Annotated in this window: 28 protein-coding genes and 1 pseudogene; 18 read left to right on the forward strand and 11 right to left on the reverse strand. The window is 49.8% G+C overall.

All coding sequences use genetic code 11. The features are described from left to right. Window positions 1-260 precede the first annotated feature (260 nt). Window positions 261-584 (forward strand): hypothetical protein, encoded by a 324-nt coding sequence (locus SK39_RS26430; protein ID WP_071684394.1) that lies wholly within the window; start codon window positions 261-263, stop codon window positions 582-584. Window positions 585-592: 8 nt separating this feature from the next. Here SK39_RS26430 and SK39_RS22235 read toward each other — a convergent pair. Together SK39_RS22235 and pspF are read right to left on the reverse strand one after the other, a co-directional pair. Further along, window positions 593-880 (reverse strand): annotated as a pseudogene (locus SK39_RS22235) (pentapeptide repeat-containing protein); the annotation flags it as partial. Between the two features lie 44 nt (window positions 881-924). After that, window positions 925-1,914: a phage shock protein operon transcriptional activator gene (pspF, locus tag SK39_RS22240; RefSeq protein ID WP_162778279.1), complete on the reverse strand. Its 990-nt coding sequence runs from the start codon at window positions 1,912-1,914 to the stop codon at window positions 925-927. 155 nt (window positions 1,915-2,069) lie between these two features. Between pspF and pspA the strand changes: the two genes are divergently transcribed. Genes pspA through pspD form a run of 4 tightly spaced genes read left to right on the forward strand, consistent with a single transcriptional unit; the run spans window position 2,070 to window position 3,615 of the window. Further along, window positions 2,070-2,738, forward strand: coding sequence for a phage shock protein PspA (pspA, locus tag SK39_RS22245; protein ID WP_003020532.1), 669 nt, complete (start codon window positions 2,070-2,072; stop codon window positions 2,736-2,738). A 54-nt stretch (window positions 2,739-2,792) separates the two neighbouring features. Then, window positions 2,793-3,017 carry an envelope stress response membrane protein PspB gene (gene pspB / locus SK39_RS22250; RefSeq protein ID WP_003020509.1) on the forward strand — a complete coding sequence of 75 codons (225 nt, stop codon included), beginning with the start codon at window positions 2,793-2,795 and terminating at the stop codon, window positions 3,015-3,017. After that, entirely contained in the window at window positions 3,017-3,376 is a 360-nt protein-coding gene (gene pspC / locus SK39_RS22255) for an envelope stress response membrane protein PspC (protein WP_003020497.1), read from the forward strand. Before pspB ends, pspC begins: the two co-directional genes overlap by 1 nt. 8 nt (window positions 3,377-3,384) lie before the next feature. Beyond that, window positions 3,385-3,615: a phage shock protein PspD gene (gene pspD / locus SK39_RS22260; RefSeq protein WP_003020493.1), complete on the forward strand. Its 231-nt coding sequence runs from the start codon at window positions 3,385-3,387 to the stop codon at window positions 3,613-3,615. 214 nt (window positions 3,616-3,829) lie between these two features. Here pspD and SK39_RS22265 read toward each other — a convergent pair whose 3' ends face one another. Further along, complete coding sequence (locus SK39_RS22265; protein ID WP_048217506.1) at window positions 3,830-4,840, reverse strand: LacI family DNA-binding transcriptional regulator; 1,011 nt, start codon at window positions 4,838-4,840, stop codon at window positions 3,830-3,832. Between the two features lie 228 nt (window positions 4,841-5,068). On the opposite strand from SK39_RS22265, the gene pspE reads away from it, so the two are divergent. From pspE to tyrR, 4 genes are all read left to right on the forward strand, one after another. Continuing rightward, complete coding sequence (gene pspE / locus SK39_RS22270) at window positions 5,069-5,386, forward strand: thiosulfate sulfurtransferase PspE (RefSeq protein ID WP_003020447.1); 318 nt, start codon at window positions 5,069-5,071, stop codon at window positions 5,384-5,386. 142 nt (window positions 5,387-5,528) lie between these two features. Next, entirely contained in the window at window positions 5,529-6,926 is a 1,398-nt protein-coding gene (locus SK39_RS22275) for a YcjX family GTP-binding protein (protein WP_003843959.1), read from the forward strand. Continuing rightward, the gene (locus SK39_RS22280; protein ID WP_003840778.1) at window positions 6,923-7,984 is read left to right on the forward strand and encodes a YcjF family protein; all 1,062 of its coding nucleotides are present in this window, start codon (window positions 6,923-6,925) and stop codon (window positions 7,982-7,984) included. The genes SK39_RS22275 and SK39_RS22280 overlap by 4 nt, the downstream gene beginning before the upstream one ends. A 147-nt stretch (window positions 7,985-8,131) precedes the next feature. Continuing rightward, window positions 8,132-9,676 (forward strand): transcriptional regulator TyrR, encoded by a 1,545-nt coding sequence (gene tyrR / locus SK39_RS22285; RefSeq protein WP_032935606.1) that lies wholly within the window; start codon window positions 8,132-8,134, stop codon window positions 9,674-9,676. 53 nt (window positions 9,677-9,729) lie between these two features. Here tyrR and tpx read toward each other — a convergent pair whose 3' ends face one another. Then, the gene (gene tpx / locus SK39_RS22290; protein ID WP_003020437.1) at window positions 9,730-10,236 is read right to left on the reverse strand and encodes a thiol peroxidase; all 507 of its coding nucleotides are present in this window, start codon (window positions 10,234-10,236) and stop codon (window positions 9,730-9,732) included. Window positions 10,237-10,351: 115 nt separating this feature from the next. Here tpx and ycjG point away from each other — a divergent pair, with 115 nt between their 5' ends. Beyond that, the gene (gene ycjG, locus SK39_RS22295) at window positions 10,352-11,317 is read left to right on the forward strand and encodes an L-Ala-D/L-Glu epimerase (RefSeq protein WP_003840784.1); all 966 of its coding nucleotides are present in this window, start codon (window positions 10,352-10,354) and stop codon (window positions 11,315-11,317) included. Here the strand turns inward: ycjG and mpaA are convergent. Then, window positions 11,292-12,020, reverse strand: a complete 729-nt coding sequence (gene mpaA, locus SK39_RS22300) for a murein tripeptide amidase MpaA (RefSeq protein ID WP_048217507.1) — start codon at window positions 12,018-12,020, stop codon at window positions 11,292-11,294. The two genes, ycjG and mpaA, sit on opposite strands and share 26 nt — an antisense overlap. A 184-nt stretch (window positions 12,021-12,204) precedes the next feature. Between mpaA and mppA the strand changes: the two genes are divergently transcribed. Next, complete coding sequence (mppA, locus tag SK39_RS22305) at window positions 12,205-13,818, forward strand: murein tripeptide ABC transporter substrate-binding protein MppA (RefSeq protein ID WP_048217508.1); 1,614 nt, start codon at window positions 12,205-12,207, stop codon at window positions 13,816-13,818. A 99-nt stretch (window positions 13,819-13,917) separates the two neighbouring features. On the opposite strand, the gene SK39_RS22310 is transcribed toward mppA, so the two are convergent. Then, window positions 13,918-14,481: a MarR family winged helix-turn-helix transcriptional regulator gene (locus tag SK39_RS22310; protein WP_048217509.1), complete on the reverse strand. Its 564-nt coding sequence runs from the start codon at window positions 14,479-14,481 to the stop codon at window positions 13,918-13,920. A gap of 114 nt (window positions 14,482-14,595) precedes the next feature. On the opposite strand from SK39_RS22310, the gene SK39_RS22315 reads away from it, so the two are divergent. Continuing rightward, window positions 14,596-14,826: a glutaredoxin family protein gene (locus SK39_RS22315; RefSeq protein WP_003843952.1), complete on the forward strand. Its 231-nt coding sequence runs from the start codon at window positions 14,596-14,598 to the stop codon at window positions 14,824-14,826. 66 nt (window positions 14,827-14,892) lie between these two features. Next, window positions 14,893-15,186 carry a Rho-binding antiterminator gene (locus SK39_RS22320; protein ID WP_048217510.1) on the forward strand — a complete coding sequence of 98 codons (294 nt, stop codon included), beginning with the start codon at window positions 14,893-14,895 and terminating at the stop codon, window positions 15,184-15,186. On the opposite strand, the gene SK39_RS22325 is transcribed toward SK39_RS22320, so the two are convergent. After that, window positions 15,174-15,944 (reverse strand): DeoR/GlpR family DNA-binding transcription regulator, encoded by a 771-nt coding sequence (locus tag SK39_RS22325; RefSeq protein ID WP_048217511.1) that lies wholly within the window; start codon window positions 15,942-15,944, stop codon window positions 15,174-15,176. The genes SK39_RS22320 and SK39_RS22325 overlap by 13 nt on opposite strands. Window positions 15,945-16,064: 120 nt before the next feature. Between SK39_RS22325 and SK39_RS22330 the strand changes: the two genes are divergently transcribed. The 3 genes from SK39_RS22330 (at window position 16,065) to SK39_RS22340 (ending at window position 18,285) form a co-directional block, all read left to right on the forward strand. Continuing rightward, the gene (locus SK39_RS22330; protein ID WP_048217512.1) at window positions 16,065-16,448 is read left to right on the forward strand and encodes a VOC family protein; all 384 of its coding nucleotides are present in this window, start codon (window positions 16,065-16,067) and stop codon (window positions 16,446-16,448) included. 333 nt (window positions 16,449-16,781) lie between these two features. After that, window positions 16,782-17,189: a cupin domain-containing protein gene (locus tag SK39_RS22335; protein ID WP_048217513.1), complete on the forward strand. Its 408-nt coding sequence runs from the start codon at window positions 16,782-16,784 to the stop codon at window positions 17,187-17,189. 43 nt (window positions 17,190-17,232) lie between these two features. Then, entirely contained in the window at window positions 17,233-18,285 is a 1,053-nt protein-coding gene (locus SK39_RS22340; RefSeq protein ID WP_044700101.1) for an NAD(P)-dependent alcohol dehydrogenase, read from the forward strand. A 37-nt stretch (window positions 18,286-18,322) separates the two neighbouring features. Here the strand turns inward: SK39_RS22340 and SK39_RS22345 are convergent, their stop codons facing one another. Next, a complete protein-coding gene (locus tag SK39_RS22345) occupies window positions 18,323-19,354 on the reverse strand; it encodes a mechanosensitive ion channel family protein (RefSeq protein ID WP_003020406.1) in 1,032 nt (343 codons plus the stop codon). A gap of 244 nt (window positions 19,355-19,598) precedes the next feature. On the opposite strand from SK39_RS22345, the gene SK39_RS22350 reads away from it, so the two are divergent. Then, window positions 19,599-19,859, forward strand: a complete 261-nt coding sequence (locus SK39_RS22350) for a DUF2534 family protein (protein WP_003020403.1) — start codon at window positions 19,599-19,601, stop codon at window positions 19,857-19,859. 48 nt (window positions 19,860-19,907) lie between these two features. Here the strand turns inward: SK39_RS22350 and uspE are convergent, their stop codons facing one another. The 3 genes from uspE to ogt all read right to left on the reverse strand — a co-directional run bounded on the left by uspE (window position 19,908) and on the right by ogt (window position 22,472). Continuing rightward, entirely contained in the window at window positions 19,908-20,858 is a 951-nt protein-coding gene (gene uspE, locus SK39_RS22355) for a universal stress protein UspE (RefSeq protein WP_003020400.1), read from the reverse strand. 151 nt (window positions 20,859-21,009) lie between these two features. After that, on the reverse strand, window positions 21,010-21,762 hold the full coding sequence (fnr, locus tag SK39_RS22360) for a fumarate/nitrate reduction transcriptional regulator Fnr (protein WP_003020397.1): 753 nt from the start codon (window positions 21,760-21,762) through the stop codon (window positions 21,010-21,012). A 194-nt stretch (window positions 21,763-21,956) separates the two neighbouring features. Then, window positions 21,957-22,472 carry a methylated-DNA--[protein]-cysteine S-methyltransferase gene (ogt, locus tag SK39_RS22365; protein WP_003840811.1) on the reverse strand — a complete coding sequence of 172 codons (516 nt, stop codon included), beginning with the start codon at window positions 22,470-22,472 and terminating at the stop codon, window positions 21,957-21,959. 225 nt (window positions 22,473-22,697) lie between these two features. Between ogt and smrA the strand changes: the two genes are divergently transcribed. Then, complete coding sequence (gene smrA / locus SK39_RS22370) at window positions 22,698-23,261, forward strand: DNA endonuclease SmrA (RefSeq protein ID WP_003843940.1); 564 nt, start codon at window positions 22,698-22,700, stop codon at window positions 23,259-23,261. Window positions 23,262-23,267: the final 6 nt, after the last annotated feature.

Below are 23,267 nucleotides of genomic sequence, written 5' to 3' on the forward strand. Positions count from 1 at the left end.
TGCCATTACCGTTTGTTTTTGGGAGCAACAGGTTCGATAAGCGCGAGTTCAACACCGCGTCATGGTCAAAATTCATACCTGCTATCCACTTTGAATCTACTCTGTTAACTATCTTAGCATTTTCATGCCCCATCTGACTTGCTATAAACGCGGTGCAGGATGTGGACAGTTGGCGTAATTTGTTACGGTTTCCTCGCTGTGACAAAATGCGTAAGCGATTACAATGCGTTATTGTACGAATCAACGGGAATATTTAATAAATGAGCAACTTAGCGGATTATGTCAATGCTATAAAAATAGGCATAAATGTTATTTGTATTGAGGATGTCAGTAAACGGGATGACATGGCTGAAGTTGAGATTATAAATAAGACATGGCTTCATGATTCGGGAGTGGTTATTCGTTGTTCTCGCGAAAATGAATTGGTTAAATATTCATCAAATGCCTGTCCAGAATGCAGCATTAGATGGCATGTCGTTGATGCGGCAGGTCAGGATATTCGTCCACTGGAGAAAACGTTTCACAATGCTTGCCAGGAGTCGTACTGGTTAAAAGTAAATCGTCAAACGCATCTCCCGGTGTAAACGCTGGGCTAACCAATCACAGCGATACCAAGCCGCTCCATGAGCAACGATGCCTGGTAGTTGCCTAACTTAACGCCTTGTAAATCAACACCCCGAATATCTAAGTCACCTAACTCCGAATTGGTCAGATCGCAATGTGCGAAGTTTGCTGCTTGCCAGTCGAAAGTAGAAAACTCGCCGCCGGAGAGATCTGAGCCACTGAATGTCGCACCCAGTACCTGAGTCCCCATCCAGCGGTTCTCCCGCAGCTCACACTTTTCCAACACGACTTTCGAAAAATTGGCGTAGCTTAGATGAGGTTATGCGTCAAACCCGCCAGTATGACACTTGCGAATGCGTGCTAGATCTGGTGCTTCTTCAGCAAGGCTCGTAGCTGATGATAAGTCAGACCCAGTAATTCAGCGGCTTTTTTCTGGTTAAATTTAGCCAGCAGTAAGCTGGTTTGTAGAAAGTCTTTCTCTTGTTGCTGCTGGAATTCACGCAGATCCAGCGGTAATGCTGCAGATGTTGGTTTTGCTTCCTGCACCTGAGATTCCACGACATGACGGCGGAAGGGATCAATGATTATCTCATCCAGCGGGTAATCACTGGTCCCATGTCGATAAACGGATCGCTCCACGACGTTTTTCAGTTCACGAATATTGCCCGGCCAACGGTAGTGGAGGAGCGTTTCTCTGGCTTCGGCACTAAACCCTGGAAACAGTGGTAACCCGATCTCGCGGCACATCTGAATGGCAAAATGCTCGGCCATTAACATTATGTCGCTTTGGCGTTCGCGTAACGGTGGGAGTTGCACTACGTCAAAGGCCAGACGATCCAGCAGGTCCGCGCGAAAAGTGCCTTCGTTGACCATGCTAGGTAAGTCGGCATTGGTTGCACAAACAAGTCGTACGTTAACCTGCAACGGCTGGCTGCCGCCAACACGTTCCAGCTCTCCATATTCAATAACGCGCAGTAATTTTTCCTGCACCAACATCGGGGCGGTTGCCAGTTCATCGAGAAACAGCGTACCGCCGTCGGCGCGTTCGAAGCGTCCAGGATGGCGTTTTTGAGCGCCGGTAAAGGCACCTGCTTCGTGACCAAACAGTTCGGAATCAAGCAAGTTCTCGTTGAGCGCTGCGCAGTTAAGTGAAATAAACGGGCCTTGCCAACGGGTGGAGAGATAGTGCAGGCGGTTGGCAATAAGCTCTTTCCCAGTACCTCGCTCACCGATAACCAGGACAGGCTTATCCAGCGGCGCCAGATGAGAAACCTGCTCCAGCACTTCAATAAAGCTGTTTGCTTCACCCAGAAGATTATCTTTGTATCCTGCCATGATGAAATTCACCATTTGTTAGTGTTATTCACCAATTTACCCTAATTCTCTCGCCAGGTAAAATTAGATATAATTATTAAAATCAATTAGATAAAAAGTTGGCACGCCAAGTGCATTACGAAATCAGCAGGGCATAGCCCGATATCAGAACAGTAAGTGAGGATTACATTATGGGTATTTTTTCTCGTTTTGCCGACATCGTGAACGCCAACATTAATGCGTTGCTGGAAAAGGCTGAAGATCCGCAGAAGCTGGTGCGGTTAATGATCCAGGAAATGGAAGATACGCTGGTTGAGGTGCGTTCAAACTCCGCACGCGCTCTGGCAGAAAAGAAACAATTATCTCGTCGTATCGAACAGGCCAGCGCGCAACAGGCAGAGTGGCAAGAAAAAGCTGAGCTGGCGCTGCGCAAAGAGAAAGAAGATTTGGCGCGTTCTGCGTTAATCGAAAAACAGAAATTGACTGACCTGATTGCCTCTCTGGAGCATGAAGTCACGCTGGTCGACGATACGCTGGCGCGTATGAAAAAAGAGATTGGTGAGCTGGAAAATAAACTCAGTGAAACCCGTGCTCGTCAGCAGGCACTGATGTTACGTCATCAGGCAGCGAGTTCTTCACGTGATGTTCGTCGTCAACTGGACAGCGGTAAACTTGATGAAGCGATGGCGCGCTTTGAATCTTTCGAGCGTCGTATCGATCAGATGGAAGCTGAGGCTGAAAGCCATAATTTCGGTAAACAGAAGTCCCTGGATCAGCAATTTGCTGACCTGAAAGCAGATGATGAAATCAGCGAGCAGCTGGCGCAACTTAAAGCCAAAATGCAGCAAGACAAGCAATAATAACATCTGGCGGCGCCCGAACGCGCCGCCGCTCATCACCTGTAAGGAGTACTCATGAGCGCGCTATTTCTGGCTATCCCGTTAACTATCTTTGTGTTGTTTGTTTTACCGATTTGGCTCTGGCTGCATTACAGCAACCGTTCCAGTCGTGGCGAACTGTCGCAAAGTGAACAGCAACGTCTGGTCGAACTTAACGATGACGCACAGCGGATGCGCGAGCGCATTCAGGCGCTGGAAGACATCCTTGATGCTGAACATCCAAACTGGAGGGACCGCTAATGGGAGGCGTTAATCTGAACAAAAAACTGTGGCGTATTCCGCAGCAGGGCATGGTGAAGGGGGTTTGTGCGGGTATTGCGCATTATCTCGATGTGCCTGTGAAGCTGGTACGGATCCTGGTGGTGCTGTCAGTCTTTTTTGGTCTGGCCTTTTTCACCTTCGTCGCCTATATCGTGCTGACATTTGTGTTGGATCCGATGCCGGATAATGTGGTTTCCGGCGAGCAGCAGCCTTCAAGCGGTGAGCTGTTGGATGCCGTCGATCGCGAGCTGGCGGCTAGTGAAAAGCGTTTGCGTGAAATGGAACGTTATGTGACGTCCGATACTTTTTCCTTACGTAGTCGTTTCCGCCAATTGTGAGGTTAGAAATGAACAATCGCTGGCAACGTGCCGGGCAAAGGGTTAAGCCGGGCTTTAAAATAGCAGGTAAGCTGGTGCTTTTAACGGCGCTTCGCTACGGCCCGGCGGGAGTAGCAGGGTGGGCGGTGAAATCCGTCGCCCGACGCCCGCTAAAAATGCTGCTGGCGTTGGTTCTGGAACCGGTGTTGAGTCGGGCCGCGGCAAAATTGTCGAAACGATATTCCGGTAATCGAACCTGATATTTGAATTAGTAAAAGCAAGCAACAATTAATCAACATTCCCTCAGTTAATTTGCGGCAGCTCACAAATACGATTTTTTGGCTGCCAAAATTCTTTTTTACCCCCCTCCAGACCACCTCTGCTAATTGACAGCTTATTTTCCGCAGAGTAGTCTCTTGGTTCATGGGACCGCTACCACAAAGGTAAAAATGAAACATTATTATGCCCCTGTTTTTACACCAGTGAGTCCGCCAACGATATTTGCGTGCTCACCGTGATATTCTGTAATCCTTTTTCACCTGCAATCAGATTAAATAATAAATTACAACTTTGTTCACCCAATTGCTGAGTAGGTACATCAATTCCACCAGGAACTGGTGTGAGCATAAAAGAAAGTAGCTCATTACTATAGCCTACGACGGCAAGTTGTTTTGGGATGGAAATGTTTTTCTCGGCCGCTACGCGATATAAACTCATTAACTTTAAGCTGTCTGTCGCAAATACGGCATCGGGTAACGACTGCTGACTCAGTAATTTTCGAGAAGCAAGTAGGGCGGTTTCATGAGTATACCCCCCGTCAATAACCCACTCATCACGCATTTTAATGTTATGTGCCTGAAGGCTGGCTTTATAACCGTTAACGCGATCGATAGAAACATGAACGTCAAGCGGTGCATGCAAACAGGCTATATTACGGTGGCCGCTCTCAATCAGCGCATTTGTCAGCGTAATACTGTCGCGATAATTATCGGTGTCTACAGAATAGACATTAGTGTAGTCACCTTCAACCTTCCCGATAACCACAACCGGGACGTTGTATTTATCCAACCGAGCAAAAAATGATTCATCGGCAGGAGAGCTCAGCATAATGATCCCTTTGATCAACTTCTGCTTAATTTTGCTCTCACATTTTTGTAAATCATCTTCGGTGCTTCGCGACGTCTGCAATATGACATCAAAACCGACTTCTTCAGCCTTGGCAGTAATTGCATGCAATACTTCAGAGAAAAACGGATTACCGGCAGTTGTTTTTGCAGAACGGGTAGATATCACCATTATTGCATCAAATCCGGAAGAGGTAAGCGCGCGAGCTAGTTTATTAGGCTGATACTGTAACTCATCAATTGCGCGCAGCACCTTTTCAAGCGCCTCCGGCGAGATGTTGGTTTGCTTATTAAGCACGCGCGATACCGTGGATTTTGATACACCAGCGGCTCGTGCAATATCATAAATGGTAGGAGACATAGATCCCAAGCTCCGTCCGAGAGTCAATGGCGGACATATTATGGAGTTAAGTGGCGAATGACAACAATCTCGGAATGCGAGTTGGAAAATCAAAAGGCTAACCGCACTATGTGCGTGCTGAGGAACAATCGTCCACGGGTGCGGACGGTGATAATGCGGTCGCAATATTTTCTTAAGAACTGGCGTATAGTGTAAGGGTTAAATCCAACTATCAGTCAGGAAGATATTATGTTGAAGAAAAGCGTATTAGCGTTGGCACTGGTTATTGGCATGCCGGTTTATGCTGCCGAGCACTGGATTGATGTTCGCGTTCCTGAACAGTACCAACAGCAGCATATTCAGGGGGCTGTCAACATCCCGTTAAAAGAGATCAAGGCGCGTATCGTAACTGAAGTTCCAGATAAGAACGATACCGTGAAGCTCTATTGCAACTCCGGGCGTCAATCAGGGCAGGCGAAAGATATGCTGACTGAAATGGGCTACACGCAGGTGACCAACGAAGGTGGCATCAACCAGATAGCGCTTCCTAAAGTAGAGAATAAATAAACCGCCCACATTCATTCTGCTACAGGCGGTAAGAATAATGCCGCCTGATACAGCTCAGGTAGTTGATAAGTAAGAATTGACCCCTATCTTTACTTCCTGTTTGTTATAATTTCTTCGGTTCCTTCAGCAAAACGGGATGGCGATGAAGCGACTTAAAAATGAATTCAATTCGCTGGTTAATCGCGGCGTAGACCGGCATTTACGCCTGGCTGTCACCGGACTTAGCCGGAGCGGTAAAACGGCGTTTATCACCGCAATGGTAAATCAGTTACTCAATATTCATGCCGGTGCGCGTTTGCCGTTGCTCAGTTGCGTGCGCGAAGAGCGTCTGCTTGGCGTGAAACGAGTTCCACAACGCGACTTTGGTATTCCGCGCTTTACCTATGATGAAGGACTGGCGCAGCTGTATGGCTCTCCGCCGACCTGGCCGACACCAACGCGCGGTGTGAGTGAAATTCGTCTGGCACTGCGTTACAAGTCTAATGACTCATTACTGCGCCACTTTAAAGACACCTCCACGCTGTACCTGGAAATCGTCGATTATCCGGGGGAGTGGCTGCTCGATTTACCGATGCTGGCCCAGGATTATTTGGGCTGGTCGCGGCAAATGACCGGATTATTACAGGGTCAGCGTGGCGAATGGTCGGCAAAATGGCGGCAGTTAAGCCACGGGCTGGATCCACTGGCACCTGCTGACGAAAACCGTCTGGCGGAAATTGCTGCTGCCTGGACGGAGTATCTGCATCAATGCAAGCAGCAGGGACTGCACTTTATTCAGCCGGGCCGTTTTGTTCTGCCAGGAGATATGGCGGGCGCGCCTGCGTTGCAATTCTTCCCGTGGCCGGACGTTGATGCCTGGGGAGAAACGAAGCTGGCGCAGGCAGATAAACACACCAATGCGGGCATGCTGCGCGACAGGTTTAATTACTACTGTGAAAAAGTCGTGAAGGGATTTTATAAGAATCACTTCCTGCGCTTTGATCGTCAGATTGTGCTGGTCGATTGCCTGCAACCGCTCAACAGCGGGCCACAGGCGTTTAACGACATGCGTCTGGCGCTGACCCAACTGATGCAAAGTTTCCATTATGGACAGCGCACGCTGTTTCGTCGGCTGTTTTCTCCGGTGATCGACAAACTGCTGTTTGCCGCCACCAAAGCTGACCATGTCACGGTCGATCAGCACGCCAATATGGTGTCGCTTTTACAGCAGTTGATCCAGGATGCCTGGCAAAACGCTGCGTTCGAAGGTATCAGCATGGATTGTCTGGGCCTGGCATCGGTGCAGGCAACCACCAGCGGCCTTATCGATGTGAAAGGTGAAAAGATCCCCGCGCTGCGTGGTAATCGTCTGAGCGATGGCGAACCGCTAACCGTTTATCCGGGGGAAGTGCCCGCGCGTTTACCTGGACAAGCGTTTTGGGACAACCAGGGCTTTCAGTTTGAGGCGTTTCGCCCGCAGGTGATGGATGTCGATAAGCCCTTACCGCATATCCGTCTTGATGCCGCGCTGGAGTTTTTAATAGGAGATAAATTGCGATGAGCGAGCCGTTAAAACCGCGTATCGATTTCTCAGGTCCGCTGGACGTGGAACAAAATGCGGCGTTTAAAGCGCAGCAGATGTTTAACGAAACGGAGGCGCAAACTTTTTCTCCGGCGACAGTGGATGAACCACTGGAAGACGAAGGTCAGGCAGAAGCCGTTATTGATGCGGCCCTTCGCCCTAAACGTAGTCTGTGGCGTAAGATGGTGATGGGTGGCCTGGCGCTGTTTGGCGTGAGCGTTGTCGCTCAGGGTGTGCAGTGGACTATGAATGCCTGGCAGACTCAGGACTGGGTCGCGCTGGGAGGATGTGCCGCAGGCGCATTGATTATCGGCGCAGGGGTTGGATCGGTGGCGACCGAATGGCGCAGATTGTGGCGATTGCGTCAGCGCGCGCACGAACGTGATGAAGCGCGAGATCTACTCCACAGCCATGGAACCGGAAAAGGTCGTGCATTCTGTGAAAAGCTGGCGCAGCAGGCGGGCATCGATCAGTCTCATCCGGCATTGCAGCGCTGGTATGCCTCAATTCATGAAACGCAGAACGATCGTGAAGTGGTTAGTCTGTACGCCCATCTGGTGCAGCCGGTGCTGGATGCGCAAGCCCGGCGTGAGATTAGCCGTTCAGCGGCAGAATCCACACTGATGATTGCCGTCAGTCCGCTGGCGCTGGTGGATATGGCGTTTATCGCCTGGCGCAATCTGCGGCTGATTAATCGTATTGCTTCGCTGTATGGCATTGAGCTGGGTTATTACAGCCGCCTGCGTTTGTTCCGTCTGGTGCTGTTGAATATCGCTTTTGCCGGGGCCAGTGAACTGGTGCGGGAAGTAGGAATGGACTGGATGTCGCAGGATTTAGCCGCCCGCTTATCTACGCGTGCGGCTCAGGGCATTGGCGCGGGGTTATTAACGGCGCGTCTGGGCATTAAAGCTATGGAACTTTGCCGACCATTGCCGTGGTTCGATGATGATAAGCCACGGCTGGGCGATTTCCGCCGCCAACTGATTGGTCAGGTGAAAGAGACCTTACAAAAGAATAAATCTCCGCGCGAAAGTTAACTATAAAACAGGCGCCGATCGTTTAACTTTACGCCCCGGCGCCCAATTTTCCAGCTCGCTGTCAATATTTGTTGACAGAGTTCTTCCTGCAAACCAAATACTGGCTTATCATTTAACACATAATCCCTTGTCCAGGTGAAGGTTCCTATGCGTTTGGAAGTCTTTTGTGAAGACCGTCTTGGTCTGACCCGCGAACTGCTCGATTTACTGGTGCTGAGAAGCATTGATTTACGCGGTATCGAGATTGACCCCATCGGGCGAATTTACCTTAATTTTGCGGAGCTGGAGTTCACCAACTTCAGCAGTCTGATGGCTGAAATCCGCCGTATATCAGGCGTTACGGATGTGCGTACTGTACCCTGGATGCCTTCAGAGCGTGAACATCTTGCGCTGAGCGCGCTGCTTGAGGCGCTACCAGAACCGGTCCTTTCTCTGGATATGAAAAGCAAAATCGAGATGGCGAATCCTGCGAGCTGTCAGCTTTTCGCCCACAGTCAGGAACGGATGCGCAATCATACCGCTGCCCAGTTAATCAATGGGTTTAACTTCCAGCGCTGGCTGGAAAGCAATCCGCAGGATTCCCATAGCGAACATGTCGTGATTAACGGACAGAATTTCCTGATGGAAATTACGCCTGTCCATTTGCAGGGCGAAAATCAGGAGCAGATGCTGACCGGTGCGGTGGTGATGTTGCGCTCCACTATCCGAATGGGACGCCAGCTGCAAAATATGACTACGCAGGATCTCAGCGCGTTTAGCCAGATTATTGCCGTCAGCGCCAAAATGAAACATGTGGTGGAACAGGCGCGTAAGCTGGCGACGTTGAGCGCGCCGCTGCTGATTACCGGTAATACCGGCACCGGCAAAGATCTCTTTGCTCATGCCTGCCACCTGGCAAGTCCGCGTGCGTCAAAACCGTATCTGGCGCTGAACTGCGCGTCAATTCCTGAAGATGCGGTTGAAAGCGAGCTGTTTGGCCATGCGCCGGAAGGTAAAAAAGGCTTCTTTGAGCAGGCGAATGGCGGTTCGGTTCTGTTAGATGAAATTGGCGAAATGTCGCCGCGTATGCAGACCAAATTGCTGCGTTTTCTCAATGACGGCACGTTCCGTCGTGTGGGAGAAGATCACGAAGTTCATGTTGATGTTCGCGTGATTTGCGCAACGCAAAAGAACCTTGTGGAACTGGTGCAGAAAGGACTTTTCCGTGAAGACCTCTATTATCGTCTGAATGTACTAACGCTAAACCTGCCGCCGCTGCGCGATTGCCCACAAGATATTATGCCGCTTACCGAACTGTTTGTGGCGCGTTTTGCCGACGAGCAGGGCGTGCCGCGTCCGAAACTGTCCGCAGATCTCAGCACGGTACTAACTCGTTATGGTTGGCCGGGCAACGTGCGTCAGCTTAAAAATGCGATCTACCGGGCTCTGACCCAGCTAGAAGGCTATGAGCTGCGACCACAGGATATTTTGCTGCCGGATTATGATGCGGCAACGGTTGCTGTCGGAGAAGAGGTGATGGAAGGGTCGCTGGATGAAATCACCAGCCGCTTTGAACGCTCCGTGTTGACGCAGCTGTATATGAATTATCCCAGCACGCGCAAGCTGGCCAAGCGCCTAGGTGTTTCGCATACTGCGATTGCTAACAAATTGCGTGAGTATGGACTGAGCCAGCAGAAAAAAAGCGAAGAGTAATACCGTAAATGAAAATGCCTCCATGTGGAGGCATTTTTGTATGCAGACGCAGCTTACGCTTTCAGTACGTCCAGCGCAGCGGTGTAGTCTGGTTCGTTGGTGATTTCATTGACCAGCTGGCTGAAAACAACGTTATCATTTTCATCAATAACGACCACGGCACGTGCGGCCAGGCCTTTCAGCGGGCCTTCAGCGATTTCAACACCGTAGTTTTTCAGGAATTCTGCGTTGCGCAGGGTGGACAGCGTGATAACGTTGCTCAGACCTTCCGCGCCGCAAAAACGAGAGTGGGCGAATGGCAGGTCGGCTGAGATGCACAGTACGACGGTATTGTCGATTTCTGTCGCCAGTTGGTTAAACTTACGTACCGATGCCGCGCAAACGCCGGTATCGATGCTTGGGAAAATATTCAGCACTTTGCGCTTGCCTGCGAACTGGCCCAGCGTAACGTCAGACAGGTCTTTAGCCACAAGGGTAAAAGCCTGAGCTTTGCTTCCAGCCTGAGGAATAGAGCCGGCAACTGCAACCGGGTTGCCCTGGAAATGAACGGTTTGTGACATGGTTATCTTCCTGTTTACATATAGTTAACGTCGAGGCTAGTTTATGCCATCAGCAGTTAACACGGCAAACGCTATTTGCGGATATCCGCTTCAGGGACTGCATTAAGGAAAACAAATGAGAACAGTTAAGGTATATGAGGAAGCCTGGCCGCTGCACACTCCCTTTGTCATTGCCCGTGGGAGCCGGACCGAAGCGCATGTGGTGGTTGTCGAAGTGGAAGAAAACGGCGTCACAGGTATAGGCGAGTGCACACCGTACCCGCGCTACGGTGAAAGCGATGCCTCAGTGCTGGCGCAAATTATGAGCATTGCGCCACAACTGGAAAACGGAATGACGCGTGAAGAGCTGCAAAAGCAGCTGCCAGCGGGGGCAGCGCGTAATGCCGTGGATTGCGCGTTGTGGGATCTAAGCGCGCGTCAACAGCAGCAGTCGCTGGCGGAATTAGTGGGAAGTGAACTGGCGGAAGTGGTGACTACGGCGCAAACCGTAGTGATTGGCTCGCCGGAACAAATGGCTGCGAGCGCGGCTGCGCTGTGGGAAAATGGCGCGAAATTGCTGAAAGTTAAACTGGATGCTCGCTTGATTAGTGAGCGAATGGTTGCCATTCGTGCGGCTGTTCCTGACGCCACGATTATTGTCGACGCCAACGAATCCTGGCGGGCAGAAGGCCTTGCGGCACGCTGTCAGCTGCTGGCTGATTTAGGGGTTGCGATGCTGGAGCAGCCGCTGCCGGCGCAGGATGATGCCGCGCTGGAGAATTTTGTACATCCGCTGCCCATCTGCGCAGATGAAAGCTGCCACACCCGTAGCAGTCTGAAAGCGCTGCACGGACGCTATGAAATGGTCAATATCAAACTGGACAAAACAGGCGGCCTGACGGAAGCGCTCGCGCTGGCAACCGAAGCACGCGAGCAGGGATTTGCGCTGATGCTGGGCTGCATGCTGTGTACCTCCCGGGCGATCGGCGCGGCATTACCCCTTACGCCACTGGTTAGCTTTGCCGATCTTGATGGTCCAACGTGGCTTGCCACCGATGCGGTGCCAGCCCTGCATTTTACGACCGGGCAGCTCCATCTCTAGGGTGCCAGCGCAGGAGATTGGACATGGCCAGCAGGTATTTTTCGCTCGCTTCATCCGATGAAATGGGCGGAAATTCGGCGGTTATACAGTGTAAATTTAGGTCTGCGCACCAGCTACCAAAAGAGCCGGGCGTTTCATAACCTACACTGGTGACCAGAGGCAATTCAAACGATTGTGCCAGCCACGCGCCCAGCTCGCTGCTTCTGGGATCTTCAATACAGGCCAGTGGATCGTGAAAAGAGACTACCCAGGCGGGATGAATTCGGTGAATAAGCTGACACAATGCCTGGGTTTCTGGTTCCGAGCCCGGATGATCGCCGGTCAACAACACCACATCACGCTCTTCTGCGCTACTGTTCCAGCGATACACCGTTTCGCCTTCTTTCCAGTTTGCGGCGGGAAAGTTACGGTTAAGATCGACGCCGTTCGCATTTGCGCGCAGCCCAAGCTGGCAACCGTCAGGGTTTACGGCTAGCACCACATGATGGCGACGCAGGGAAGGGTTAAGCGTACGCAATGCGCAGGAAAGGGTTACGACCGAGGAGTTTTCGTCGCCGTGCGTTCCCGCCAGTATCAGGCCGCTTTCACGATCGGCTGCCAGTGCAGGAAACCAGATTAGCGGTGCGCCTAACAATGAACGTCCGTAATGTTCGGTTCCAGGTGGGAATGCGCCGCGCTCGGCACGGGGACGGGTAACGGTCATAGTCATCTCTGAATGCTTGGATTGTTACTCGCAGTGTTGTGCAAAATGTATGGATAATCAAATCGTTTTCACACACTTATCTTTTCAGGTGTAATATCACTTTCTTGTCGGAAGTTAATTGCATTTCCTGCTGGCGATACAAATAATTACACATTCACTTAGTAGCCGGAATCGAGGGTATCTTATGCAGCATTCTGTTTCAGTAACCTGTTGTGCGTTGTTGGTTAGCAGCATTTCTTTATCCTGGGCTGCTGATGTTCCCAGCGGAACGTTACTGGCAGAGAAACAAGAACTGGTGCGTCATATAAAAGACGAACCGGCGTCGCTTGATCCGGCAAAGGCCGTCGGGCTCCCTGAGATTCAGGTAATTCGTGATTTATTTGAAGGGCTGGTCAACCAGAATGAGAAGGGTGAGATCGTACCTGGCGTCGCTACCCAGTGGAAGAGTAACGATAACCGCATCTGGACGTTTACGCTGCGCGACAATGCGCAATGGGCGGATGGTACGCCCGTAACGGCGCAGGATTTTGTCTACAGCTGGCAGCGTCTGGTTGATCCAAAAACGCTGTCGCCGTTTGCCTGGTTTGCTGCGCTGGCGGGCATTAATAATGCTCAGGCTATTATCGATGGCAAAGCCACGCCTGATAAACTTGGCGTTAGTGCTGTCGATGCACGGACATTGAAAGTTCAACTGGATAAACCGCTGCCCTGGTTTGCCAATCTGACGGCGAGTTTTGCATTTTATCCGGTACAAAAAGCCAACGTTGAGAGCGGCAAAGAGTGGACCAAACCGGGTAACCTGATTGGTAACGGCGCCTATGTGCTAAAAAATCGCGTCGTGAACGAAAAACTGGAAGTTATCCCGAACACGCATTATTGGGACAACGCCAAAACAGTGCTGCAAAAAGTTACCTTCCTGCCAATTAACCAGGAATCGGCAGCGACCAAGCGCTATCTTGCTGGTGATATTGATATCACAGAATCCTTCCCGAAAAATATGTACCAGAAACTGTTGAAGGATATCCCGGGTCAGGTTTACACCCCGCCGCAGCTTGGTACTTATTATTATGCCTTTAATACCCAGAAGGGACCGACTGCCGATTCACGCGTGCGTCTGGCGCTCAGCATGACTATCGATCGTCGCCTGATGGCGGAGAAGGTGCTGGGTACCGGTGAGAAGCCAGCATGGCATTTTACGCCGGATGTAACGGCAGGATTTGTGCCGGAACCTTCACCGTTTGAGCAAATGAGTCAGGAAGAATTGAATGCGCAGGCGAAAACGCTGCTGCGTGCGGCGGGCTATGGTCCACAGAAACCGCTTAAACTGACGCTGCTGTACAACACCTCAGAAAATCATCAGAAGATTGCTATCGCAGTGGCTTCTATGTGGAAGAAAAACCTTGGTGTTGACGTGAAACTGCAAAACCAGGAGTGGAAAACCTATATTGATAGTCGTAATACCGGCAACTTTGATGTGATCCGTGCCTCCTGGGTGGGTGACTACAATGAACCTTCTACGTTCCTGTCGCTATTAACATCGACCCATACGGGCAATATCTCCCGCTTTAATAACCCTGCATACGATAAAGTGTTGACCCAGGCTACTCTGGAGAATACAGAAAAAGCGCGGAATGCTGATTATAACGCTGCGGAGAAAATTCTGATGGAACAGGCGCCTATTGCGCCGATCTATCAGTACACTAATGGGCGTTTAATTAAACCGTGGCTGAAAGGGTATCCGATTACTAACCCTGAAGATGTGGCCTATAGCCGCACAATGTATATCGTTAAACACTAGTTGGATACACTCTCCTGATAACCTTCGTTAACCTCATCTAAAACCAGAGCTGGCGCGGATTTCAGCGCCAGCACATCTCGTTAACCATTGTTAACCGCATTACGTTTCCGGCGGTTGATGCTCACGGCAAATCAGCGACGAATCTTCTTCACTTAATCTCTCTTTCGTCAGATTACAAAATCCCTGACCATCAATTTTTTGGTGGAACCGACAGCTATGGCAAAGACCAAAGCCAGGCACATTGTTGGTCCTCTGGATCCCGCGTAACAGTTCTAACAGCAGCTCTCTGAGTACGCTCGCCCGTTCACCCATTGCCGATTCACCCTCCACTAAAAACGTGGGGGGCAGCAGGGCTTCCAGTAAGGTATTGGCCGACTCACTTAAGTGTAGATGGACGCTACGTTTATCACGGTCATCCGGCTTGCGAACAATCAACCCTTTGTTTTCCAACAGCTTCAGCGATTGCGACACGGTACCTTTGGTGAGACCAAGGTAGTCTGTCACGCCAAACGGCGTATTGGAATAACGGTTACAACGGGCCAGATACATTAACGCACTAAGTTGTACTGGCTGGAGATCCACCAGTAAAGGATGTTGGCGAAACCACATCCGTGTCAGGCTGGAAAGCCGGTCAAGTACGTCGAAAAGTGACATGTCGGGCATAACAAATCCTCCTCGGCATATAGTATCGATTGAAAACTATATTGACAAAGAATAAAAGCAACGTACTATAAATTATAGTATCGAATCGATACTATAATTTAAAGGAGATGTATCATGACTAAAGCTCGTTTCTATCATGCAGGTTGCCCGGTTTGTGTTTCCGCAGAACAAGCTCTTCTGCAGCACTTGTCTGCGGATGTTGAAATCGATGTGGTTCATCTGGGAGAGCATCCTGATCGGGTTGCCGAGGCTGAAGTGGCTGGCGTGAAATCTGTTCCGGCGCTGGTGATTGACGGCAATGTGCTGCATATTAATTTTGGCGCTCCCATTGAAGCGTTGAAATAGCTGGATAGTTCGGGAAGTTGCGTTGGCGATTTCCCGAATATACAAGACGTTGGGGAAGGTAACGCGATGAACACGACCGAAGAGTATCACCCGATAGATTGCGATCTTCATGATTATCTGGAAATCGCCTGCATGTACCACTATTGGTTGCGCATTGAACTAACGGATGGCACATGTTTTGATGCTAAAGCGTTGACGACGTGTACCACCGTGGAAAAAGAAGAATTTCTGGTAGTGGGGCAATCTGAAAATCAGCAAAAAATCCGTCTGGATTGTCTGTCAGCGATCACCGCGCTGACGCCAGGAGCGACGTTTAGCACAGTAAGTTTTCAGAGAGCCTGCCGCGGTTATACGGTATAAATCCGAATGTCGTGCGCCTGGAATGCTGTGGCGTACTCTTTGCTGATGTTGTCCTCTACAACAATTACATCAATATTGCTGCTTTCGGTAACGACATATCGGGCGACGGCTGGGATTTTTTCAGCGGTTAGCGCGACGATAGTTTCATTACATTGTTTGATCACCGCTTTTTTGAACTCACAATCCGCGTAATCGAACCCCGTTAAGCCGGATTCAGGCGACATCGCACAGCCGCCAATAAATCCCTGATCGAATAAAATGTCCTGCACTTGTGCGATGGCGGAAGCTCCCACACACCCGCCTGAAGATCTCTGTACCGCGCCGCCCAGCATAATGACCTCAAACAGCGGTTTTTTTAGCAAAACGGCGGCAATCTCCGGTGAATTTGTCACCACGGTTAACGCTAGTTCGGCGGGCAGAGCTTCTGCCATCGCCAGATTGGTGCTACCCGTGTCGATAAAAATACAGCTTCCGGATTTGACCAGTCTGGCACATCGCTGCGCGATGTTGCTCTTTTGGGCCACATTAATACCCTTGCGCACGGCAATGTCTTCGGATTCAGGGAGTGAAATTACCGCGCCACCATAGACCTTCTTGCACACGCCATCTTTGCTCAATTCATGCAAGTCACGACGAATTGTATGTTCAGAAACGCCTAATCGGTTCGCGAGTTCAGAACAAATGACTCTGCCGTTTTCTTGCAGGATCTGATAGATAAGCGCCTGGCGCTGTTCCGGGAATGCGGCGTAATCGAGCATAGATACTCCAGTTAAAATAAACATCGAGCAATAAAGTGCATGATCGTGCATTATGATTAACGATGTCAACATCCCTTACAGGGATCGTACTATTCTGGATACAACGGAAAGAGGTAAGCTATGAAAATTGCGCATATGGCGTTATGGACACAGGATCTAGAGCAGCAAGCTCGCTTCTGGGTCTCATTTTTTGACGGTAAGATCAACGAAAAATACTGCAGTAAAACCAACCCTGGGTTTGAATCTTATTTTGTCAAAATTGGCGAGGATATTGCAATTGAGCTAATGACCAAACCGGGTCTTGTCGGGCAGCAACCTGACAATAATCGTTGCGGATGGGTACACCTCGCCATTTCTGTTGGCGGCAATGAAAATGTTGATGCCGTTGCAATGCAAGCGCAGAAACAGGGGATATTAGTCTCAGGTCCGCGCACTACGGGCGATGGTTATTACGAAGCGGTGATAAAAGATCCTGACGGCAATTTAATCGAGATTGTGGCGTAAGCCATCAATCAGTAACCTGCAAATAAAGAGTACCTGCTGCTTATTATTGATGAGCTCAGCTCATAAGTTTGTCCTTCTTTTCCTCTCTAATCACCGACACGTCGAGTCTCTATAATTTTACTGTTTTCAGCCCCCGGTGGTGCAATGTTGCCACCGCTCTGGAGAGTCGAATATGCAATACCAACTGGATGCGGGACTCACGCTCAATGAAGCACAGCTCTAAGCATACTGCGGTTTCCCTCGCAGTCTGAACGGCCTGTCCTGATATGCCCGTACGGTTTTTAATGATTGTCTTGCACGAACACCGCTGACATTATTCATACTGGAGTCACTATGAACGAACAATTTGATGGTAACAGCGTCTTTCCGCGAGGCGAGAAAAATGAAGCTTATGCGAAGTATTTCACTGGTGATAGCTATCTGACCATGCTCTCCATGGAAGGTGTGGTAATTGGCAATGTCGCATTTGAACCGGGTTGTCGTAACTTCTGGCATGTTCATCATGAGGGCGGACAAATATTGCTGGTGACCAGGGGCAGAGGCTGGTATCAGGAATGGAATCAACCGGCGCGCGAGCTGGAAACCGGTGATGTCGTGCATATTCCTGCGGGAATGAAACATTGGCATGGCGCTGCGCGTGATAGTTGGTTTGCCCATATCGCCGTGGAAATCCCGGCCCCTGGCGCGTCGAACGAATGGCTGGAACCGGTTAGCGACGCTGAGTACAACCTGCTGCCCTGAACTATGCTGGTTCTGGTAACACCTAATCCCTGAGGAGATCTCAATGGTCATGAACGTGAAGGGTTATGCTGCTCTGGCAGTGAAAGAAGATTTAGTCCCCCATAGTTTTGTTCGTCGTGACCCGCGTGAAGATGATGTGGTTATCGATATTTTATACAGCGGTGTTTGCCACTCGGATATCCACAACGCCTACAACGATTGGGGCGGTGCTAAATATCCGATGGTACCAGGGCATGAAATCATTGGCCGCGTGGTGCATGTTGGTAAATCGGTAACGAAATTCAACGTGGGCGATCTCGCAGGGGTAGGCTGCATGGTTGATTCATGTCAACACTGTAGCGCCTGTGAACAAGGGCTGGAACAATATTGCGAAGAAGGCAACACGCTAACGTATAACGATATCGACCGTCATGACGGTCTGCCCACTTTCGGCGGCTATTCTGACAAAATTGTCGTTACTGAAAAGTTTGTGGTGAAGGTCCCTGAAGGGATCGATTTACGCGGTGCGGCACCGCTGCTCTGCGCCGGGATCACGACATGGTCGCCTCTGCGCCACTGGCAGGTAGGCGAGGGCAGTAAAGTCGCGGTTGTCGGTCTGGGGGGACTTGGGCATATGGCAATCAAACTTGCAAATGCACTGGGCGCGGAAGTTACGCTGTTTACGCGTTCACCGGGCAAAGAAGCTGATGCCAGACGTTTGGGTGCCAGTCATGTTGTGCTTTCCACTGACAGTGAGCAGATGAAAGCGACAGCAAATCAGTTTGATCTGATTATCGATACTGTGCCCTACGTTCATGACCTGAACCCGTATATCCCAACCCTGGCACTAAGCGGTACGCTGGTGTTGGTTGGTTATCTCGGTGCGTTGGATCCGTTTCTGAATACGGTTCCCCTGATCCTTGGACGTAGGTCTGTGGCGGGTTCAGTTATCGGCGGTATTGCCGAAACGCAAGAGATGCTCGATTTTTGTGGTCAGCATGGTATTACCGCCGATGTCGAAGTGATCAATATTCAGGATATTAATCATGCCTGGCAGCGGATGTTGAAAAGCGATGTGAAATACCGCTTTGTAATTGATATTGCCTCATTGAAATAAGTACAAAAAAGACGCGGATTTCCGCGTCTTTTTTTTGTTAGTGTGTCGACGGCGATGCTTCAGGATTATCCATATACAGCGTCTGGCTGGGGAACGCAAAGTCGGCGCCATTTGCCTGGACTATCGTGATAATCTTTAAATAAACGTCTTGCTGTACCGCGAGCCATTCCTTCCAGACGGTGGTTTTCGTGAAGCAATACACCATGATATTCAACGATGAATCGGCAAATTCATTAAAATAGACCAACAGAGTTTGTTTCTGGTCTATTCCTGGGTGGTTTTGCAGCATTTCTCTGACCGACTCGACAACAGCACCGACTTTATCGGCATCCTCATATCGTAACCCGATCACCGTTTTAATACGCCGGTTGGTCATGCGCCCTGGATTTTCTACGCTGATGGAGGAGAAAATCGAGTTTGGCACATACAACGGACGATGGTCGAAGGTGTTTATTTTAGTCATTCGCCAGCCAATTTCGGCCACAGTGCCTTCAATATTGCGGTCCGGGGAGCGGATCCAGTCGCCGATGCTAAACGGTCTGTCGAAATAGAGCATAATGCCTGAGAAGAAGTTGCTCAGAATATCTTTCCCCGCCATACCCACAGCGATACCGCCAATGCCGCCAAAGGTTAACAGGCCGGATAAGCTCATACCGAAGTGTTCGCCATACAGTAAAATGATGGCAACCACGATGGTAATCTTGATGATACGCGACAGGATCCTCGCGCTGGTGATATCTCTGCCTTTATTAATCTGCGTCTTTTCAAACTGATTAATCACCAGAAAAAGTTTGATGGTCAGGATTAACGCAATCAATGAGGTGCAGATAAAGTCGACCACGCTGGGGGAGATAAATTTCAGGCTGTAACTTTCGATAACGTTATTAGCAATGCTGCCAAACGTCCCAATGATAATGGCATAGACAAAAAATTGTGCGGCATGAAATATGAATCCTTTGCAGCGACGCTCTTCACGATGATACCAGACGCTCATCAGGACCAGCGCGGCACAGCAACTGAGAATTACCGTCAAATTAAACGCATTATTCATAAACAGTTCAGCGATCATGATTCTTCCTGGCAACTCCATGTTATCTAAATATCATCTGACATCTTAATCCCCGGATATTTTACTCAGTTAGGGTGGTCAGATCATTAATCAAAAGGAGAGATAAATAATGCAATCAGCATTATTTTCAGCGAAATAGTGCTGACGTCAACCCTGTATGCGGTTTATGTAGCAGACAGTCAGTTGATGTCATGGTATTGTTAGCGCAAAGTAACAAGGTTTTCATCTGCAAAAGGACAGTACTATGATCATGGCTAAGCTGAAAACAGCGAAGGGACGGAAATTTTTGTTGTGCCTGCTTGGAGTGTTTATTATCGCAGCGTCGGTCGTGACGCGCGCGACGATCGGCGGCGTTATTGAACAGTATGATATTCCGCTATCCGACTGGACCGCTTCAATGTATGCCATTCAATCTGCAATGATTTGTGTCTACAGCATGGTGTTTACGATTCTGTTGGCTATCCCGCTTGGTATCTATTTCCTCGGCGGCGAGGAGCAACACTAGGCGTTTAAAATGCCGGATGATATCGCCATCCGGCATTTTATTATGTGGTTAATCGTCTTCTTCGTCGTCCAGTTCAACTGGCGTCTGATATTCATCTGGCTTGATGACCAGCAGGTCACAGCGTAGATGATCGATAACCTGTTCCGCGGTATTACCAAGGAACGCGGCAGAAATACCGGTACGTCCGACGGTCCCCAATACCACAATACCTGCCTGTAGGTGCTCGGCTAAATCAGGAATGACCTCTTCAGGTAAGCCTTTTTCAACGTGCGTCACTTTCTCATCAATACTGAATTTCTGGCGTAGCGCCTTCATGGCCAGCAGATGCTGTCCACGGATTGCGTCGTTGTAAACGCTGGGATCAAATTCAGGCAGTTCAATCGCGATGTTGATTGGCGTAACAGGGTAGGCGCCTACCAGATGCACTTCGGTATGGTTAACCTGTTCTGCAAGCTGTAGCGTCTCTTTGACCAGTTTTTCATTGAGCGCGTTGTGATAAGCCTCTTCACTGGCGAGGTTTACTGCAACCAGTGCTTTACCCCCTTCAGGCCATGGCTGGTCTTTCACCATCCATACCGGACTTGGACATTTACGCAATAAATGCCAGTCGGTTGGCGTAAATATTACGGCTTCGAGGCGGTCGTGTTGGTGCGCCATCTTGAGGACCAGGTCATGCTTGGCGCTGATGACTTCCTGGATGATGGCTTCAAAGGGTCGGTTATGCCAGACCACTTTAATCTCCAGAGGGATCCCTGCTTCGATATAGTATTTCGCTTGTTCACGTATCCATGCACTTCGCTGGCTGATAACTCCCTGACGCATTGCCGTACGCTCATCGGGCGACAGCAGGGTAGTCATCTCATAGGAAAAGTCATAGATCGGCAAAAAGGCTTTAATTTTGCCACCAATCCGTTGATGCAAATAAACAGCTCGCCGTAATGCTGGTTGATCGTCCTGGTTCGGGTCGATGACGACCAGCATATTTTTATACATAGCCATACAGGGTCTCCTTACAACTGTCATCGCAGTTTGTAACTAAAAGAGTAACCCAATAATGTGGTTTGAAACAGGGAATAACCTCCTGCCAGATCAATAAATCGGGATAATTTAGCGATTTGACAGAAGGATAACAGAGAGGCTTGCGGAAAGATTACGCAACGTTACGCGTATGGCCAGCAAGAACTGCCAGCGCATCGCTATTCTCAATAGTGATGTATTTGCCTTTCACCGCCAGCATACCGCTTTTCTGGAAACGACCCAGCAGGCGGCTGATGGTTTCAACCGTCAGACCGAGGTAGTTACCGATGTCGCCACGGGTCATGGTCAGGCGGAATTCACGAGGCGAGAATCCACGCTGGGCAAAGCGACGAGACAAATTGTAGATAAAGGCCGCCAGGCGCTCTTCAGCGTTTTTCTTCGACAACAACAGGATCATATCCTGGTCGCCTTTGATTTCGCCACTCATCAGACGCATCATCTGCTGACGCAGATTTGGCATTTTGCCGGACAGGTCATCAAGGGTTTCGAAAGGAATTTCGCATACCATCGAGGTTTCCAGCGCCTGAGCAAAGCTCGGGTGATGTCCGCTGCCAATCGCGTCAAAACCGACCAGATCGCCCGCCAGATGGAAGCCAGTAATCTGCTCATCGCCTTGTTCGGTAATGGTATAGCTTTTAATCGTTCCGGAGCGGATAGCATAGAGTGATTTAAGTTCATCACCTGCTTTAAAGAGCGTCTGCCCCTTTTGGATAGGCTTTTTGCGCTCGATGATGTTATCGAGCTGGTCAAGCTCATGCTCGTTAAGTGTGAACGGGATGCAAAGCTGGCTGATGCTGCAATCCTGGCAATGGATAGCACAACCGCCAGACTGAATGCGCCGTATAATTCGCTTTTCCGGGATCATAGGTCTGCTCAAGCCGTAATTGATATTTGTCAATTTTAACATCTTTTTGGTGAGCACGTAAGCCTGAGCTACTCCCAAGAGAGAATAATTCAAGCATAACTGGAGTGAATATTTGTATCTGCTTGATTAACCACAATTAATTTGGGATCGCATTATGCGGAAGTGTGATGGATAAGGCATTAATTGCCTGGAATCTAGAGTAGCAAATAACCTTCGTGACGCAATAACCACTCTTTTCGTTGTACGCCACCGGCATATCCGGTCATGGTGCCGTTACGTCCAATGACGCGATGACAGGGGACCACAATGCTTATTGGATTGGAGCCATTAGCTGCGCCGACGGCTCTTGCAGCACCGGGGCGTCCCAACTGTTCGGCCAGTTGACCATAATGCATGACCTGCCCGCAGGGGATAGTGCGTAACGCTTGCCAGACTTCACGCTGGAAAGGCGTCCCAGCGGTTGCCGTTTCCAGCGTGTCAATGATGCTGAGGTTTCCGGCAAAATACTCAGCGAGTTTGTCGCTTAATCCACCTGGGTTTTTGGCGGTAATGCGCTGATAACCTTCTGTGCGGTAATGAATATCCAGCAATTGTTCCATGCGATCGCTGTGCTGATCCCATTCCACTGCGCGCAGGCGAAATTGCTCATCACAAATAACCCACAGCGGGCCCAGCGGCGTGTCGATGGTGTCTTCCAGTAAGTTAAGCATCCGTTTCTCTCATTACAGCATTCAGGCGAGGCTACACATTATCACGCCAGTGACCGTCGCAGCTATACCTCTAAAAATGGATATCAACTTGTCGTGAGTAGATCGGTTCAGCGCGACGGATCCTGTTAATTATTGGAAATAACCGTAAACCGTTACCGGTATAGTTGTCGGTATAATAGTGCGCGGTTATGATAATGCCCGTCGCAATACGCTGGAGGATGAAACATGAACCTTGATGATGCATCGTTGTTTCTTGACGCTATGGGGGATGTTCAACCGCTGAAAAGCCATACCGATGTACACTGGCAGCCCATGCGCAATCTTCGCACTCCGGCGCGTATCGATACGCTTCAACTGGATAATTTTCTCTCGACAGGATTTCTCGATATTGTCCCGTTAAGTGTGCCGCTCGAGTTTCGTCGCGAAGGTTTACAGAACGGTGTGACTGACAAGCTGCGAAACGGAAAATACCCGCAGCAGGCGAGTCTTAATCTTATTCGCCAACCTGTTGAAACATGTCGTCAGATGCTCTTTAGCTTTATTCTGCAGGCGCAGCAAGAAGGGTTGCGTAACGTGCTGGTGATACACGGCAAGGGACGTGACGATAATTCTCATGCCAATATCATTCGCAGCTACGTAGCGCGCTGGTTGACGGAATTTGACGACGTGCAAGCATACTGCGCCGCACTGCCGCATCACGGCGGCAGCGGGGCATGCTATGTGGCATTGCGTAAAACCGCGCAGGCAAAACAGGATAACTGGGAGCGTCACGCTAAACGTAGTCGCTGAACGACG

The sequence above is a fragment of the Citrobacter sp. BIDMC107 genome (assembly GCF_001037575.1).
Lineage (GTDB): Bacteria > Pseudomonadota > Gammaproteobacteria > Enterobacterales > Enterobacteriaceae > Citrobacter > Citrobacter freundii.